The 17,045-nt window shown below is 54.2% G+C and carries 11 protein-coding genes; 5 read left to right on the plus strand and 6 right to left on the minus strand.

What is annotated here, in order from left to right; translation table 11 throughout:
- The first annotated feature begins 23 nt into the window (after positions 1–23).
- The 5 genes from pepN (at position 24) to ACN0UH_RS14075 (ending at position 10,359) form a co-directional block, all read left to right on the plus strand.
- The gene (pepN, locus tag ACN0UH_RS14055; RefSeq protein ID WP_417662640.1) at positions 24–2,684 is read left to right on the plus strand and encodes an aminopeptidase N; all 2,661 of its coding nucleotides are present in this window, start codon (positions 24–26) and stop codon (positions 2,682–2,684) included.
- Between the two features lie 544 nt (positions 2,685–3,228).
- Complete coding sequence (locus tag ACN0UH_RS14060) at positions 3,229–5,190, plus strand: DUF1302 domain-containing protein (protein WP_417662641.1); 1,962 nt, start codon at positions 3,229–3,231, stop codon at positions 5,188–5,190.
- A 107-nt stretch (positions 5,191–5,297) separates the two neighbouring features.
- Positions 5,298–6,668 carry a DUF1329 domain-containing protein gene (locus tag ACN0UH_RS14065; RefSeq protein ID WP_417662642.1) on the plus strand — a complete coding sequence of 457 codons (1,371 nt, stop codon included), beginning with the start codon at positions 5,298–5,300 and terminating at the stop codon, positions 6,666–6,668.
- A 223-nt stretch (positions 6,669–6,891) separates the two neighbouring features.
- Positions 6,892–7,980 carry a WD40/YVTN/BNR-like repeat-containing protein gene (locus tag ACN0UH_RS14070; protein WP_417662643.1) on the plus strand — a complete coding sequence of 363 codons (1,089 nt, stop codon included), beginning with the start codon at positions 6,892–6,894 and terminating at the stop codon, positions 7,978–7,980.
- 18 nt (positions 7,981–7,998) lie between these two features.
- Positions 7,999–10,359: an efflux RND transporter permease subunit gene (locus ACN0UH_RS14075; RefSeq protein WP_417662644.1), complete on the plus strand. Its 2,361-nt coding sequence runs from the start codon at positions 7,999–8,001 to the stop codon at positions 10,357–10,359.
- A gap of 124 nt (positions 10,360–10,483) precedes the next feature.
- Here the strand turns inward: ACN0UH_RS14075 and ACN0UH_RS14080 are convergent, their stop codons facing one another.
- From ACN0UH_RS14080 to ACN0UH_RS14105, 6 genes are all read right to left on the minus strand, one after another.
- Positions 10,484–11,017, minus strand: coding sequence for a DUF2780 domain-containing protein (locus ACN0UH_RS14080; protein ID WP_417662645.1), 534 nt, complete (start codon positions 11,015–11,017; stop codon positions 10,484–10,486).
- A gap of 126 nt (positions 11,018–11,143) precedes the next feature.
- Positions 11,144–12,787 carry a BatD family protein gene (locus tag ACN0UH_RS14085; protein WP_417662646.1) on the minus strand — a complete coding sequence of 548 codons (1,644 nt, stop codon included), beginning with the start codon at positions 12,785–12,787 and terminating at the stop codon, positions 11,144–11,146.
- Positions 12,784–14,589, minus strand: a complete 1,806-nt coding sequence (locus ACN0UH_RS14090) for a VWA domain-containing protein (protein ID WP_417662647.1) — start codon at positions 14,587–14,589, stop codon at positions 12,784–12,786. The genes ACN0UH_RS14085 and ACN0UH_RS14090 overlap by 4 nt, the downstream gene beginning before the upstream one ends.
- Complete coding sequence (locus ACN0UH_RS14095) at positions 14,586–15,617, minus strand: vWA domain-containing protein (protein ID WP_417662648.1); 1,032 nt, start codon at positions 15,615–15,617, stop codon at positions 14,586–14,588. Before ACN0UH_RS14095 ends, ACN0UH_RS14090 begins: the two co-directional genes overlap by 4 nt.
- Positions 15,610–16,104 carry a DUF4381 domain-containing protein gene (locus ACN0UH_RS14100; protein ID WP_417662649.1) on the minus strand — a complete coding sequence of 165 codons (495 nt, stop codon included), beginning with the start codon at positions 16,102–16,104 and terminating at the stop codon, positions 15,610–15,612. Before ACN0UH_RS14100 ends, ACN0UH_RS14095 begins: the two co-directional genes overlap by 8 nt.
- Positions 16,101–17,042: a DUF58 domain-containing protein gene (locus tag ACN0UH_RS14105; protein ID WP_417662650.1), complete on the minus strand. Its 942-nt coding sequence runs from the start codon at positions 17,040–17,042 to the stop codon at positions 16,101–16,103. Before ACN0UH_RS14105 ends, ACN0UH_RS14100 begins: the two co-directional genes overlap by 4 nt.
- Between the last annotated feature and the right edge of the window lie 3 nt (positions 17,043–17,045).

Genomic DNA, 17,045 nt, shown 5'->3' on the forward strand with positions numbered 1-17,045 from the left:
CGGCTCAATCAAGAGAGGCGACCATGCGCACCGAACAACCGAAGATGATCTACCTGAAAGACTACAAGGCGCCGGATTATCTAATCGATGAAACGCACCTGACCTTCGAGCTGTTTGAAGACCACAGTCTGGTGCACGCCCAGTTGGTGATGCGTCGCAACCCGGCCTTGAGTCCAGAGCTCCCGGCACTCGAGCTTGACGGCCAAGAACTTGAGTTGATCTCGATTGCGCTCAATGACCGCCAGCTCACGGCTGCGGACTATCAATTGACTGATGTATCACTGACCCTGCAGCCAGACAGCGCCAGTTTTGTGATCGATACCACGGTCAAGATTCACCCGGAAAGCAACACCGCGCTGGAAGGCTTGTACAAGTCCAGCGGCATGTTCTGCACCCAGTGCGAGGCCGAAGGTTTCCGCAAGATCACCTATTACCTCGATCGCCCGGATGTGATGAGCAAGTTCACCACTACGCTGAGCGCACAGCAGCATGATTATCCGGTGTTGCTCTCGAACGGCAACCCGATTGCCAGCGGCAGTGAGGAAGATGGTCGTCACTGGGCGACGTGGGAAGATCCATTCATGAAGCCTGCGTATCTGTTTGCCTTGGTTGCTGGCGACCTGTGGTGCATCGAAGATACCTTCACCACCATGAGCCAGCGTGAAGTGGCGCTGCGCATTTATGTCGAGCCTGAAAATGTCGACAAGTGCCAGCACGCTATGGACAGCCTGAAGAAGTCGATGCGCTGGGATGAACAAACCTATGGCCGTGAGTACGATCTCGACATATTTATGATTGTCGCGGTTAACGACTTCAACATGGGCGCAATGGAAAACAAGGGGCTGAATATCTTCAACTCCAGCGCCGTTCTGGCCCGAGCTGAAACAGCGACAGATGCGGCCCACCAGCGCGTTGAAGCGATTGTTGCACACGAATACTTCCACAACTGGTCGGGTAACCGGGTGACTTGTCGTGACTGGTTCCAGCTGTCGCTGAAAGAAGGTTTCACGGTTTTCCGTGATTCCCAGTTCAGTGCCGATATGAACTCGGCCACAGTCAAGCGCATTGAAGATGTTGCCTACCTGCGCACCCATCAATTTGCCGAAGACGCTGGCCCGTTGGCGCATTCGGTACGCCCAGACGCATTTATTGAAATCTCCAACTTCTACACCCTGACCGTTTATGAAAAGGGTTCAGAAGTGGTGCGCATGATTCGCACGCTGCTCGGCGCTGAAAACTTCCGTAAAGGCAGTGACCTGTACTTTGAGCGCCACGATGGTCAAGCGGTTACCTGTGACGACTTCATCAAAGCCATGGAAGATGCCAGCGGCGTCGACCTGACTCAGTTCAAACGCTGGTACAGCCAAGCTGGCACGCCACGTTTGGCGGTCAGCGAGTCTTACGATGCAGCCAATAAGCGTTACCGCTTGAGCTTCAAGCAAAGCTGCCCGGCAACGCCAGGACAAACTGAAAAGCTGCCATTTGTTATTCCTGTTGAATTGGGTCTGCTGGACGCTAAAGGTCAGCCTTTGGCGTTACAGCTTGAGGGCGAGCAGGGCGCTGGTGATTCAGATAGCCGGGTGTTCTCGATTGATCAAGCCGAGCAGACGCTGACCTTTATCAATGTTGCTGAGCAGCCATTGCCATCATTGTTACGCGGTTTCTCGGCGCCAGTGAAACTGAACTTTCCCTATAGCCGCGACCAACTGATGTTTCTGATGCAGCACGACAGCGATGGCTTTAATCGCTGGGAGGCGGGTCAGCAATTGTCGGTACAAGTGCTGCAGGAGCTGATTGCGCAGTATCAGCGCAGTGAACCACTGGTTATGGATCAGCGGTTGATCAGTGCACTGCGCACGGTACTCGATGATACGCGTCTGGATCAGGCCATGGTTGCGGAAATGCTCTCTCTGCCAGGCGAAGCCTATCTGACCGAAATCAGTGAAGTGGCAGACGTAGAGGCGATTCACCATGCCCGTGAATTTGCTCGTAAACAGCTGGCTGAAGCGCTGCATAATGCACTTTGGACGCGCTACCAGAGCAATCGCGAAATTTCGCGCAGCTGTGAATACGTTGCCGAAGCAGAGCACTTTGCTCGCCGTAGTTTGCAGAATATTGCCCTGTCTTACTTGATGCTAAACGCGACGCCAGAGGTATTGGCGGCGTGTATGGATCAGTTTGAAAACAGCGACAACATGACCGAGCAATTGACCGCGCTGGCGGTGCTGGTCAACTCACCGTTTGTTGACGAACGGGCGAGGGTGTTGGCGAGCTTTGCCGAGCACTTCAAGGACAATGCTCTGGTTATGGATCAATGGTTCAGTGTGCAGGCGGCCAGTGGTTTGCCGGGCGGCTTGGAGCGGGTGAAAGCGTTGATGGAACACCCAGCGTTTACCCTGAAAAACCCAAACAAGATTCGAGCACTGATCGGCGCGTTTGCCGGGCAAAACCTGATCAACTTCCACAAGGCTGATGGCAGCGGATATCGCTTCCTGGCGGATCAGGTTATTACGCTAAATGCGCTCAACCCGCAGATCGCTTCGCGCTTGCTGGCACCGTTGACGCGCTGGCGTAAGTATGCGCCTGCTCGTCAGGCGCAGATGAAAGCTGAGTTGGAACGCATTGTTGCCTCTGGCGAACTGTCGAGCGATGTGTATGAGGTGGTTAGCAAAAGCCTTGCATAAACTGTCGAAGCCCGGTTTAGAGCAATTCTAACGGGTCCAATGCCGTGCTCACACGGTATTACATGAGTCAATCTGGAAGTGTTACCGGCGCAAGCTGGTAACACTTTTTTGTTACTCAAAGGAATGAAAATCCCACTTTTTATATTCGGTGGTTAATAAAACGACCTGTTTTGAAATTTTCCAGCAGATACTTCTTTTTAATTCGATACGTCTAGATCGGTGCTTTAGTGACTATTCGGGCCAGATTGTAGGACGCGACTGAAAAATAGCGCCTTAAATCTGACGATTCACGAAGTGGCTATGTAGTCACGAATCGAAACAGGATGGCAATGTGCTTTTAAATAATACGACTGTTTGAATTGGCATCATGGTTGCACTGGTCGTAAAGATTTGGCCGCGCAATCGAATTTCTTGCGAATTGCGGGCGTGAAAACAGATTGAGGCATTGAGCTTTTCCGGTTTTACAAAAGCCGTCATCAGTACGGCTAAACCTCGCCCTGAAGCGGGCGTAATAAAAAGAATGATCTGCCAGGAGTAATTTTCGATGGATATCAAGTCTCGCCATCCACGGGTGTGCTTTGCACCGGTGAAGGCTGGTTTTGCCTTTGCTGGAATTCTGCCGCTGCTCGTAGCCGCTCAAGCGCAGGCTGTTGAGTTCAGTTTTGCCGATAACGAAATCAACGGCTCCATCGACACCACAGTGTCTTACGGCCAGTTGTGGCGTGTTCAAGGTCAAGACAAGAGCAACGACGATATCAACGGTAACGACGGCAACCGAAATTTCGACACCGGCCTGGTTTCGGAAGTTTATAAAGTCACCTCGGATCTCGGTGCTACTTATAAGAATTATGGTTTGTTCGTCCGTGGTACGGCGTTCTATGACACCCAGATCATGGATAAGCGTAACGATTTCTACGATGCGAGCGGCCCTGCTCAACCTAGCCAAAACTTTCCGCGTGACGATAGCTTTACCTATGAAACACGGCACAAGGCTGGCCGTGATGCGCAAATTCTCGACGCCTACGTGTATGGCGATTGGGATGTTGCCGAGATGCCGGTCACTGCGCGTTTGGGTAAGCAAGTATTTAACTGGGGTGAGGCGCTGTTCTATCGCGGCGGTGTTAACACCACTAACCCGGTCGACGCGGCGAAGTTCCGGTTGCCAGGCGCGGAGCTGAAAGAAGTGCTGGTGCCGGTCGAAGCGCTGAACTTCAGTGTTGGCTTGACGGACAACCTGTCGCTGGAAACCTTCTACCAGTTCAACTGGAAAGAAACCGCGATTGATCCTGCCGGCACCTTTTACTCTGAGACGGACCTGTTCGCCGATGGCGGTAATACTGCTTACAGCACGCAATCAGCTTTGGCACCAGTGCGTGGCCTGTATCAGCAGTTGAGCGCGGGTAACTTTGCCGGCTTGCAGGGCAATGACTATTTCGACGAAAACGGCGTGATCAAGGTGGCCAACATTGGCTCTGACATCAATGCTAGAAACGACGGTCAGTTTGGTGCTGCGCTGCGTTATATCGCGGAAGACTTCAATAGCACCGAATTCGGGTTCTATTTCGTCAACTATCACTCGAAAGAGCCACTGATCAATGCTGACCTGAACAGCACCTACGCAGGTCTTGATATTGATCAACTTGCCGGTCTCGGTGGTTTCGCCAGTTACAACGACCTGCAAAATGCTGCCGCCAGCGGTAACGCCGGAGCAGGGCAGATTCTCGGTTTGGTTAACGGTGCTGCCGCGGTCGATGTGGCTAACCAGGTTAATGCGCGTCGTGAGTATGTTGAAGACATTCGCATGTACGGCTTGAGCTTCAACACCACTGTGGGTCTGGCTTCGGTATTCGGTGAGTTGTCCTATCGTCCGAACCTGCCGATTGGTATTTCGACCACCAACGACCTGCTCGGTGACCTGCTGACTCAAGCGGCGCCATTGGCCGGTGGCCAGAAAATCAATATCGCCGGTCAACAAGTTGGCCTGGAAGATGAGATTCACAACTACGAGCGTGTTGAGGCATTCAATACTTCGCTTGGGACTATCTACAACTTCGGCCCGTCGCTGGGTTTTGACTCGCTGTTTGGCGTGGCCGAGTTGGCTTCCGAGCACCTGCGCGGCAGTGACCTGCAATACACCGCTCGTGACGGATCAACCCGTTATTACTCGGGACGCGGTAACAGCGCCTATATCGATGACAACGACCGTAATGATCAGGTCAATAAAAACGCCTACGGCTACACCCTGGTGCTTTCCGGCACCTGGAACGACGTTTACGCAGGCGTGAACCTTTCGCCATACGCGGTTTACCGTGAAGACTTCGAAGGTAACTCTTACCAGACCGGTAACTTCATCGAGGGTCGCAAAGCTTACACCCTGGGCGTCAAAGCCAATTACCTCAACAGTCTTGAAGCGGAGCTTGCCTACACCGAGTTCTATGGTGCTGGCGGCAACAACTCGTCCCGCGACCGCGACAACATTGGCCTCAACGTTAAGTACTCGTTCTGATAGCCGTGCCTTGTTGCAGTGCGCTGCAACAAGGCGGCTGCGGCTCTAAAGACAACTGAGCTGAGCGCTCAAGAGCGCTCAGTCACGAATTACCATGGAGAGATATGATGCTGAAGAAGCACTCGTTGATAGGTGCAGCAATTGCGCTGGTGCTGTTTACCGGTAGCACATGGGCAGCCGTTTCTGCTGAGGAAGTAGCCAAGCTGGGCACTACTCTGACCCCGTTTGGCGCTGAAAAAGCCGGTAACGCTGCCGGGACTATTCCCGCCTGGACCGGTGGTATTACTAAAGTACCAGCAGACTACAAAACCCCGAGCCAGCATCACACCGACCCGTTTGCCAGTGACAAGCCGCTGTTCACTATTACCAAGGCTAACCTGGACCAGTACAAGGCCAACCTGACGCCTGGTCAGATTGCTTTGTTCAATACCTATCCAGAAACCTATCAGATGCCGGTTTACCAGACTCGTCGCTCAGGCTCGGCGCCGCAGTGGGTATATGACAACACCCGCAAGAATGCGGCAACTGCCAAGCTGCTCGATGGTGGCAACGGTTTCTCTGATGCGTTTGGCGGGATTCCGTTTCCAATCCCTCAGAACGGTGTCGAAGCATTGTGGAACCACATTGCTCGTTATCGCGGCACCTATATCGTGCGTCGCGCTTCGGAAGTAGCGGTGCAGCGCAACGGCAGTTACTCGCTGGTCACCTCGCAGCAAGAAGCCCTGTTCAAGTACTACGACCCAAAGGGGTCGTTCGCTGATCTGAACAACATCATGTTCTATTACCTGTCGTTCACCAAAAGCCCTGCGCGTTTAGCGGGTGGTGCGGTGCTGGTGCATGAAACGCTCGATCAGGTCAAAGAGCAGCGTCAGGCTTGGGGTTACAACGCGGGTCAGCGTCGCGTGCGCCGCGCACCAAACCTGGCTTACGACACGCCAATTTCTGCGGCTGATGGGCTGCGCACCGCCGATGACACCGATATGTTCAACGGCGCGCCAGATCGTTACGACTGGAAGTTGCTGGGTAAAAAGGAAATTTACATTCCTTACAACAACTACAAAGTTACCAGCCCGGACGTGAAATACGATGATCTGCTCAAAGAAGGTCATCTCAACCCGGTATACACCCGCAATGAGTTGCACCGCGTATGGGTTGTCGAAGGCACGCTGAAGAGCAGCGCGCGGCACATCTACTCCAAGCGTACCCTGTACCTTGATGAAGATAGCTGGCAGGCAGCAGTGGTTGATCAATACGACGGCCGTGGCGAGCTGTGGCGCGTATCGGTGGCTTATCTGAAGAACTATTATGAGTTGCCGACCACCTGGTCTGCATTGGATGTATTCCACGATCTGCAGGCGCGTCGTTATTACGTGCAGAATTTGGACAACGAAGAGTCGAGCACTATCGACTTCAGTCAGCCGATTCCAGATGACGGTTACTTCAAGCCGGCAGCCTTGCGCCGCCGCGGCACACGTTGATTCTCGTGTAGTCTTATTCAAAAGCCGCTACAGTCGTAGCGGCTTTTGTACATTGGTGAAACCTATAGAGCGTCAATCACGCGGGTTTGCTTTAACAAAACATAACGTCATGCTCATTGTCAGCGCCTTCAAAAGCTAAGTAGCATAGGCAAACTGCTAAGGGCCTTAGTTTTACGAGGTTCCTTAAATTGCAGGAACTATAAAAATAAAAGGGGGAAGGTTTATGAGTGAGCCCATCATGCGGCGCACCATGTCCGGTGGTTTTGTGACGTCTAGTCGCACACCGGTGTCGCGCATTAATTCGCCGCTGGGTAAAGCGCTCTCGCTGTGCAGTCTGCTGTCGGTACTCGCGTTATCTATTGCGCCACTGACTGTTCAGGCCGTTGAGCCGGCCAGCCTCTCTTCAATCGAATCAACTCAAGCACAAAGCTCGCTGTTGATTGATATCACCGCAGCCGGTAAACGCTTAGTTAGTGTCGGCGAACGCGGTCATATCCTTTATTCCGATGACAATGGTTCTACTTGGACTCAAGCCAAGGTGCCTACTCGCCAGTTACTAACGGCTGTGTATTTTGTCGATGACAAGCACGGCTGGGCAGTGGGGCACGATGCTCAAATCATTGCCACCACTGATGGCGGTCAGACTTGGGTCAAGCAATTTGAAGATCTGTCGCGCGAAGCTCCGTTGCTGGACATCTGGTTTAAAGACGTTCAAACAGGTTTTGCGGTTGGCGCCTATGGTGCTCTGCTCGCGACAACCGATGGTGGCGCTAACTGGGAAGATATTAGCGAACGGATGAACAACGAAGACGGCTATCACCTCAACGCAATTGTCGCGGTGAAAGACTCGGGCTTGTTTGTTGTGGGTGAGCTAGGCGTGATGTTTCGCTCAGCCGACTGGGGTCAGACATGGGAAACCGTAGAAAGCCCTTACGATGGTTCGCTGTTCGGTGCTGTGGCAACTAAAGAACCAGCAGCCTTGTTGGCTTACGGTCTGCGCGGTCACTTGTTCCGCTCCACCGATTTTGGCACCACTTGGCAACAAATCGAGATCAATACCCCCAATAACGGTCCTCTGGAGTTCGGTCTGGCTGACGGCGAGTTACTGGCTGATGGCTCGATTGTAGTGGTTGGGCATGGCGGCACTGTGCTGAAAAGTACTGATGATGGCCGCACTTTTAGTCTAGTAAATCGCGCTGATCGGGTATCCCTGAGCGGTGCTGCAACTACGGATAACGGCAAGCTGATTCTGGTCGGGCAAGGCGGTATACACGTCGCTTCGCCAACAGGCGCCGATCTGGGCCAACAATAATAAGCCGGGAGAGTTTGCATGAGTAAGCATCAACAAAAACCTGCGTCTTTTCTCGAGCGCTTGATTTTTAATAACCGTCCAGCCGTTATCGTGCTGTGCGTTCTGATCAGTGCTTTTTTGTTTTACCAGGCTGCGCAGGTTCGCCCGCAAACCAGCTTTGAGAAAATGATTCCACTGGGGCACCCTTACATCCAGAAGATGCTTGAGCATCGCAACGACCTCGCCAACCTCGGCAACACGGTGCGGATCTCGGTTGAAGCGGTTGATGGCGACATCTTCAACAAAGAGTACATGGAGACTCTGCGTCAGATTAACGATGAGGTGTTCTACATCTCCGGGGTTGATCGTTCTGGTCTGAAGTCATTGTGGAGTCCAAGCGTACGCTGGACCGAAGTGACCGAGCAGGGATTTAGTGGCGGTGAAGTGATTCCGCAAACCTACGATGGCTCGCTTGCCAGTCTTGAAGAGTTGCGCGATAACGTGCTCAAGTCAGGCCAGATTGGCCGCTTGGTGGGTAACAACTTCAAGTCGAGTATCATCGACGTTCCGCTGCTTGAGTCGTATCCAGACCCGCAAGACCAGGGCAAATTGGTGCCGCTGGACTACCAGAAGTTCTCCCACGAACTTGAAGAAAAGATTCGCGAAAAGTACGAAGCGCAAAATCCTAATGTGAAAATTCACATTATTGGTTTCGCCAAGAAAGTCGGCGATTTGATCGATGGCTTGGTCGGTGTTGCGTTGTTCTTTGCCGTGGCGATTGGCATCACCTTTGTCTTGCTGCTGTGGTTTACACGCTGCTTTAAAAGCACCTTGGCGGTTGTATGCACCACGCTGATCGCGGTGATCTGGCAGCTCGGCCTGCTGAAAACCCTCGGCTTTGGTCTTGATCCGTACTCGATGCTGGTACCGTTTTTGGTGTTCGCCATCGGTATTTCACACGGTGTGCAGAAGATCAACGGGATCGCAATTGCGTCCGGTGAGGCAACTGACTCACTGTCGGCTGCGCGTATGGCTTTCCGTCAGCTGTTTATTCCGGGGCTTGTGGCACTGTTGTCCGACGCAGTCGGTTTCGTCACCTTGCTGCTAATCGATATCGGGGTTATCCGCGAACTGGCCATCGGTGCATCGATGGGTGTTGCGGTGATTATTCTGACCAACCTGATTCTGCTGCCGGTGATGATCTCTTACATCGGTATCAGCAAGAAGGCCGTGCAGATCAGTCGTGAAGATGCGGTGCGTGATCATCCGTTCTGGCGCCTGATTTCCAACTTCGCTCACCCAGTGGTTGCGCCTATTTCGATCGTGGTTGCTATCGTCGCGTTGGCGGGTGGTGTGTGGTACGGCCAAAACCTGAAAATCGGCGACCTTGATCAAGGTGCGCCTGAACTGCGTCCCGATTCACGCTACAACCTGGATAACGACTTCGTCATTCGCAATTACTCAACCAGCTCCGATGTATTGGTGATCATGGTCAAGACAGCGGCGGAAGGCTGCTCGACATACCAGACCCTGTCGGCGATGGATCAGTTGTCGTGGACGATGGAGAATACGCCGGGTGTGCAGTCGGCCATTTCAATGGTCACTGTTTCGCGTCAGGTGATCAAGGGCATGAACGAGGGCAGCCTTAAATGGGAAACCCTGTCGCGCAACCAGGACGTGCTGAATAACTCAATCGCCCGTGCCGATGGCCTGTATAACGCAGACTGCTCGGTGGCACCGTTGTTGGTGTTCCTCAATGATCACAAAGCCGAAACGCTGAACCGTGTGGTTGCTGAAGCTGAAACCTTTATCAAGGAAAACAACAAAGAAGGCCTTGAGTTTATTCTCGCTGCAGGTAACGCAGGCATCGAAGCTGCGACCAATGAAGTGATTGATCAGTCCGAAACCACCATGCTGCTGGCTGTTTACGCAGCGGTTGGGATGATGTGTCTGATTACCTTCCGCTCGATTGCAGCGACGCTTTGCGTAATGCTGCCGCTGGTGCTGACCTCGGTGCTGGGTAACGCGCTGATGGCTTATATGGGCATCGGGGTCAAAGTTGCGACCTTGCCGGTAATCGCCTTGGGTGTGGGCATTGGTGTCGACTACGGCATCTATATCTACAGTCGATTGGAGACTTACCTGCGTCAAGGTTTCTCGTTGCAGGAAGCCTACTTCGAGACGCTCAAGTCGACTGGTAAAGCCGTGCTTTTCACTGGCGTGTGTCTGGCTATTGGTGTCGCCACTTGGATCTTCTCGGCGATCAAGTTCCAGGCGGATATGGGCCTGATGCTGACCTTCATGTTCCTGTGGAATATGTTCGGTGCCATCTGGCTGCTACCGGCCTTGGCTCGCTTCCTGATTAATCCAGAGAAGCTGCGTAACAAGGCTAACGCCTGATACACCTCATGCACGCTGCTGGATAAGCAGCGTGCAGGTACAAAAAAACCGCGACCTGAATGGTCGCGGTTTTTTATTGTCGCTGATTTGCGTCAGCCTGCTTGTGCGGGTGACAGCAGCGGGTTTAGACGCCCCAGAGACTGGTGAGCGAAGACATCAATGGCTGGCTCAGGCCTTGCTTGCCCATGTATTCGAGCAGCGTTGGAGCAAACTTGTTCAGGGTTTCTGCGTTCATGCCCAGGTTGTTGAACGCGCTGGTGACATCGCCCATGTCCTTGGTGTTGTTCAGCAGCGAGGTGATGCTGGTCGACTCTGAGCCTGAACCTTTGCCCAATAGCTTGCTGGCCTGGTCAAGCAAGTCGCTGTTTTGAGTCAGTTGTTCAAGGCCTGGAACAGACTTGGTTAATTCTGAGAATTGGCTGGGTTCAAGGTTGTTTTTCGCCAAGCCGAGCAGTGCCGCAGTACCGCCTGTGGCTTGCGGCTGAGTAACCCCGAGTTGGCTGGACAGTGCCTTGAGCATTTGTCCTGTTTCGCCTGTTGCTTGGGAGTTTCCGGTTACGCTAGACACGCTGTTGACGGCATCACCTAAGTTGAATGCAAACGCTGGGGCAGCCGCTAGAGTCAGGCTCAGCAGCAACAGCTTGGAAGGTTTTAACATGGGGATCGGTCCTCTAATGATTGATATGCCATGGCTTGGACTGCACAGGCAGGCCAAGGTATCTATTGTACGAATAGACTCGTGTTGCACGGGCAGGTTCCAGACCTGCCTCGGGCGAAGGGTGTTTTAGCGCGGGTAAAGCGCAGGCAAGGCATTGTTTTCGGCGCTGGTTGCCGCCTCGCTCGGCGCGAGTGCTGGTAAGGAACGCACCGCCTGCCACAAAGCTTCACCTTGCCACTGCTGGTCTGTCTCGCTATACAACACGCCATTAAGGTTGTGCAGCTCAGCAGAAAGCGGCTCGTAACGTGCCGCCATGTCAGCCAGCGTTTCCGGCTGCTGGCGCGCCCAGGCATCGAGCGCCGCTCGGCTTGTTTGGGCGTCGTTAGCGAGGCAGGCACGCTTGATGTCATCCAACAGTGTACGCGGGCTTGGCCCCGTTGCGGCTATGCGAGTGATTGCCGGTTGACGGCGCGCATACCACCACAAAGCCAGGCTAATCACTGTGCTTAGGCTCAATAAAAAGCAAGCCAGCTGCCATGGCCAAACAGCCTGTCCGGTTTGAGCCGTGGCGGGCAGTGCGGTCACTGGGGCGGGGTCATTACTGATCTCGCTATTAACCGCAATCTCAAACGTGCGTGCTGGTACTGCGGTGCGCTCAAGTTGGTCTTTGTCGGTGTTCCACCACACCACTTCAACCGGCGCCAGTTCAACTTTGCCCGATTGTTTGGCAACTAAGGCTTCGCGCTCTTCGCGACTGCCTATGACTCCGCGTTCGCTGGTTTCATTGCTCAGCTGGGGTTGGTCAGGGTAACGCTTCAGATCTGTGGCCTGGGTTTGTGGTAGCGCAGGTAGTTGTGCGCTGGATAACCCTTCGGCTTTAAGCAGCAAGGTGCGCGTCAGTGAATCACCGACTTTTGCGTTTGTTGGCTCAGGTGACCAGGACTCGGCCAGACTCAGTGCGCTGGCGGGTAACCAAGGCGCGTCACTTGGGTAGCTGGCCGGTTTGGGTTTGACTGTTAGCGTAATAACCGATGACTTAACCCGTGCGACTTTGCCTGGACGTGGCCCAAACGGGTTGAATTCGTTTGCGCTTGCACGGCCAACAGTGGTGGCGGTAAAGGTTTGTGCAGGGATGTCCAAAGTGCCGCTTTTTTGCGGGAAAATTGCGTAACGCAGTTCAATTACACCGTGGCGTACACCATTAATCTGTTTCTCGTATGTACGCGGTTTACCCAGCGATTCCACCCGTGCATCGGCTATTTCAAGCGGCGTCAGGCTGCTGTCATCGTAAAGCGAAACAGAGTGATAGATACGCAGGGTGAGAATCGTCTGAGCCTGTACGTAGACACTTTCTTTATCGATACTTGCGTCAATGAACACCGGGGCCATTTTACCCTTTTGGTCGTTCGCCGAGGCCTCTTGTACGTGCAGCGTGATCGGCTCAGTGGTTTTATCGGCCAGGGTGATTGGCGGGATAACCACGTAGCCACTGTGCTTGGGAGAAATGGTCACAATCCAGCGAGTGGTGGCGTGTGATGCGCCATCCACGCTAGTCAGGCGATTGACCTGACGCGTGCCATATACATCAAACAACTCATTTAGCGGGCTCAAGTCAGGCTTGCCAAACAAGGTGGTTTCATCTGACTCCAGCGTCAGTTCAACCATTTCTCCGCTGTCGATCTGGGTACGATCTACGCTGGCAGTAAAGTTCTCAGCATGGGCAGTGAATGCCAGCAAGCAGAGGAGAAAAATGCAAAACAGGCGGTTCATCGTTTAGTTTCCTGACGCTGTTGCCGTTCGTACCAAAATTTGCGGCGCAGTAATTCACCCGGATCATCGGGTATCTGCCGCAACCATTGCTCCATCTCTTGGCGGCGCTCGGCGTCTATTGTGCTGGTTGATTCGTCAGCCTGCTGGCCTTGAGCCTTTTTGTCGGCCGTTTGTTCTGCAGCCTTGGCCGCGGCGTCTTGCTGTTGTTTGGCCTGTTCAGCTTGAGCTTTATCTGCCGCTTGTTGTTTGGCTTTTTCTGCGTCGGACGGTTGTTTTGAGTCGGCGTCCTTCGGTTTAGCGTCCGGCTGCGCTGGGGTGTTTGATTGCTGGCTAGAGCTTTCCGCCGAGTCAGACTGCTGGTTCTGGTTCTGGTTCTGCTGCTCTTGGTTTCGCTGATCTTGCTGATCATTTTGCTCTGGCTGTTGCTGTTTTTGCTTGAGCATTTGCTCGACCAGCGCTTTGTTTTTCTGTGCTTGCGTTAACCCAGGTTGCAACTCAAGGGCCTGATTGTAGGCGTCAATTGCGGCTTCTAACTCATTGCTACGGGCCAATGCGTTGCCACGGTTGTAGTGTGCGGCAGCATTGTCACTGCTAGCAAAACGCTCGGCAGCGGCGGGGTAGTTGCCTGCTTGATACAGCGCTTGGGCTTGCCACTGCGGGTCAGTGAAGTGCTTTGCCGCCTCTTCCGGTTGGTTCTGTTGCAGCAACTGTTGGCCTTGTTGGTCTGGGCGCAGCCATAAGTCGTCGAATGAAAAAGCATAGCTAGGCTGCGGGACGCACAGCAGTAAAAGTGGTAGGCACATTAACCAGCCACGCCGACCGGCAAAAGCGGCAAGCAGTAGCAGCGGTAAAAGCAGCCAGTGACCTTGATCCGCCCAAGCTTGCAAGCGGGTTTGATTGCCGGTGTCGCGCATCTGGCTCGGGCCATCGAGTAAGCCTAGGCGATCAATGTCGTTATCATTGATGGTGCTCAGTTGATAACCGGCGCCGATTTGTCGCGCAAACTGGTTGAGACCTTGGTTGTCCAGGCGTGGTATCAAAATTGCGCCATTGGCATTCTTGAGAAAGCTGCCGTCTTCCTGAGTGATAGGCGCACCTTGCGAAGTACCAATGGCGAGAATGCTTAACTGACTGGCGGAGCCGCGCATGGCGCTACCAATGCCATCCTGTTCTTGACTGCTCAAGCCACTGGTGATCAGCAGCAGTCGACCATGCCCCTGACCACCTTGTTTGAGCAGATCGAGTGCTTTGCTCACCGCCAAGTCGGCGCGGTGGCCCGGTTCAGGCATGATTGATGGTTTGAGGGCTTCGAGCAGGTTGCGCGAGGTGGCGAGGTCATCTGACAGCGGCACTACGGTGTGTGCGCTGCCGGCATACACCACGATTGCGGTCTGCGCATCACGGCGTGCTTCGAGCAGATCAATGATTTTACGTTTGGCATGCTCGAGTCGATCAGGTGCGAGGTCGGCTGCGAGCATCTGTGGCGACAGCTCAAGCATCACAATCAGTGGGTCGGCTGGCTTCAAGCTGCTCTGTTCAACCTGTTGCCAACTTGGGCCTACTAACGCAACCATCGCCAGCAGCCATGCACCAGCGAGTAGCACCCATGGCAGCCTACTGCGGCGCCCGTCGCCGCCACTGAGCAATGCCGCATGGAAGGCTGGTGGTAGGATTTGTTGCCAGCTACCGGCGCGTTTTTCGCGACGCCAAAGTAGCCATAACAAGCCACTTAACACCGGTGCCAGCAATAACCAGTAGGGGCGCAACCAGTGTGGCCAAGTCTGTTGCAATAACTCAATCATGGCTGCTCCCGGCGCACGCGCTGTAGCAAGCGGCTACTGCTCGAGCGAACTTGTTGCCAGACTTCACGCAAAACCAGCAGCAGGCTCAGAAGCATGGCCACGCCCAGTGGCCAGGCATAAAGTGCTTTGGCAGGGCGGGCCAAGGTTGGTTTTTGTTCCACTGGCTCCAGTTTGTCGAGCGTGGTTTCGATGCGTTGCAATTCGTCAGCGTCGCGCGCGCGAAAATACTCGCCGCCTGTTAAATCAGCGATGCTTTGCAGGGTTGGTTCATCCAAGTCTAATCCCGGATTTAAGCCGAACATGCCCATGATTCCACTTTGTTGCGGGTCCGCACCAATACCGATGGTGTAGATGGTTACGCCTGCCTCAGCTGCCAGTCGCGCTGCCTGCACCGGCTCAATCTCACCGCCGGTATTGGCACCATCGGTGACTAGAACCAATACACGGCTGGTTGCTGGGCGATCGCGTAGGCGCTTCACTGCAAGACCAATGGCATCACCGATGGCGGTATTTTTACCGGCAATGCCGATCACTGCTTCATCGAGCCATGTGTGAACGGTGTGCCGGTCAAAGGTAAGCGGGGCCTGCAGATAAGCTTGGGTGCCGAACAGGATCAAACCCACGCGGTCGCCAACCCGGCCGTCAATAAACTCGCCCATTAAATGTTTGACCAGTGTCAGGCGGCTAACGTCATTGCCGTCCATCTGCATGTCGGCGTATTCCATCGAACCGGAAATATCCACAGCAACCAGCAGATCGCGCCCACTGGCGGGCAATGGCAGTGGTTCACCAACCCATTCGGGGCGCGCGGCAGCGCAGAGCAGGCAAATCCATAGCAGGGCAAAGGGTGCTTGCTGACGCCATTTGGACAAATTGGCCCGAGCCTTGCGACCGCTAAGGCCTTCAAGTTCGCTTAGATAGCTGACGTTCAGCGCTGCTTCGCCGCTGTCAGCAACCGGTAATACTGCCCGTAGCAGCCACGGCAACGGTGCCAGCAAGAAAATCCAGGCCCAGGTGAACTCAAACATGTTTACGAATCCAGGTCTCAACAGCGCTGGTGAGACCGTCAATAGCTTTATCGTCGAGCATGCAATTTGGCTTGTAGTTGCCCTCGACTAAAACCATCCAGCGCGTTAGCCCCGCTGCAGGACAGCGATTGTCGAGAAATGCCAGCCAGGCGCGACCATTTAGAACATGGCTGTTGCTGTCTGGGTAACGATGGCGACACAGGCGTTTGAGCAATGCGTTTAATTCTTGCAGCCAAGGCCCGGCTGCCACGTCGTAATAGGGCTTCTGTAGCTGATTGAGTTCAGCCAACGCAGCGAGCCGGACCGGGTCCAATGAGGGATCAGTGTCGACCTTTTTGAGCTTGCGGGGGCGGCGTTTATACGCACGTATGCTCCAAACCACTGCCGTCAACAAGACCAGTAGCAGCAACCACCAGCCCGGTGCGGGTGGCCACCAGCTGATTGCTGGGGGGGCTATCAAAGGTTCGAGTTGGTCAAGCGGGTTCATGGCTGCTTCCTGCTGCGTTGGCCGTTCAGATGGTCACGTAGCTGGTCAAGCATCTCGCGTTCGGTGTTGAGTGGCAGCAAAGGTACGCCCAACTTTTGTGAGAGCCGCTGCCAGCGTGCTGCCCGCGATTCACTTTGCGCTTGGTAGGCTTTACGCAGTTCGTTGTTGTGGCTGTCCAGCTCCAGTTGTGCGCCGTGCTGGGCGAAGCGCAGCCGACCGACATCAGGCAATTGTTGGTCAAGTGGATCTGAAATGGGTAGCAGCAGAATTTCGGAGTGGCGGGCGAGGAGGCTAAGCTGCTGCTCGCTGGCGTCGTTTAATGTACGTTCATCGCAGATCACCGCAACCAAACTGCCCGGGCGCAGCACTTCACGCGCGCGGCGCAAGGCCAGGCCAAAGGAGTCGCGGTTGCTTTGTATGTCACCGGGCAGGGCCTGGTTTGCGCGGGCCAGTCGGCTAAGTAATTGCAGCAGGCTTTGTTTGCTGCGTCGTGGTTTGATTTCGTGGTGCTCGTTGTTACCAAATACCAAGCCGCCAACCCGGTCGTTATGATCCAGCGCCGCCCAGCCAATCAAACTGGCAACTTGTGCGGCCAGCACCGATTTGAAGATCAGCCTGGAGCTGAAAAACAGACGCTGGCTCTGCTCGACCAGAATGTAAATCGGTCGTTCACGTTCTTCATGGAATAGCTTGGTGTGTGGTTCCTGAGTGCGCGCTGTTACTCGCCAGTCAATTGTGCGTACATCATCGCCCGGCTGGTAAACCCGCACCTGGTCGAAATCCACACCGCGCCCGCGCAGTTTTGAGTGATGCAAGCCAATGAGCGGGCTTCGTCGGGATGCCGAGGAGAACAACTGGATTTCTCGCACGCGATGACGCATCTCGATCAGTTCGGCGAGATTAACGCGAATGCCGGGCTGGCTCGGGAGTTCGTGCATATC

It is taken from the genome of Pseudomonas sp. (assembly GCF_048265905.1).
In the GTDB taxonomy this organism is placed as follows: Bacteria; Pseudomonadota; Gammaproteobacteria; order Pseudomonadales; family Pseudomonadaceae; genus Aquipseudomonas.

Coding starts and splice junctions, on each gene's coding strand:
- pepN (WP_417662640.1), top strand. CDS start 24: ATGCGCACCGAACAACCGAAGATGATCTACCTGAAAGACTACAAGGCG.
- ACN0UH_RS14060 (WP_417662641.1), top strand. CDS start 3,229: ATGGATATCAAGTCTCGCCATCCACGGGTGTGCTTTGCACCGGTGAAG.
- ACN0UH_RS14065 (WP_417662642.1), top strand. CDS start 5,298: ATGCTGAAGAAGCACTCGTTGATAGGTGCAGCAATTGCGCTGGTGCTG.
- ACN0UH_RS14070 (WP_417662643.1), top strand. CDS start 6,892: ATGAGTGAGCCCATCATGCGGCGCACCATGTCCGGTGGTTTTGTGACG.
- ACN0UH_RS14075 (WP_417662644.1), top strand. CDS start 7,999: ATGAGTAAGCATCAACAAAAACCTGCGTCTTTTCTCGAGCGCTTGATT.
- ACN0UH_RS14080 (WP_417662645.1), bottom strand. CDS start 11,017: ATGTTAAAACCTTCCAAGCTGTTGCTGCTGAGCCTGACTCTAGCGGCT.
- ACN0UH_RS14085 (WP_417662646.1), bottom strand. CDS start 12,787: ATGAACCGCCTGTTTTGCATTTTTCTCCTCTGCTTGCTGGCATTCACT.
- ACN0UH_RS14090 (WP_417662647.1), bottom strand. CDS start 14,589: ATGATTGAGTTATTGCAACAGACTTGGCCACACTGGTTGCGCCCCTAC.
- ACN0UH_RS14095 (WP_417662648.1), bottom strand. CDS start 15,617: ATGTTTGAGTTCACCTGGGCCTGGATTTTCTTGCTGGCACCGTTGCCG.
- ACN0UH_RS14100 (WP_417662649.1), bottom strand. CDS start 16,104: ATGAACCCGCTTGACCAACTCGAACCTTTGATAGCCCCCCCAGCAATC.
- ACN0UH_RS14105 (WP_417662650.1), bottom strand. CDS start 17,042: ATGCACGAACTCCCGAGCCAGCCCGGCATTCGCGTTAATCTCGCCGAA.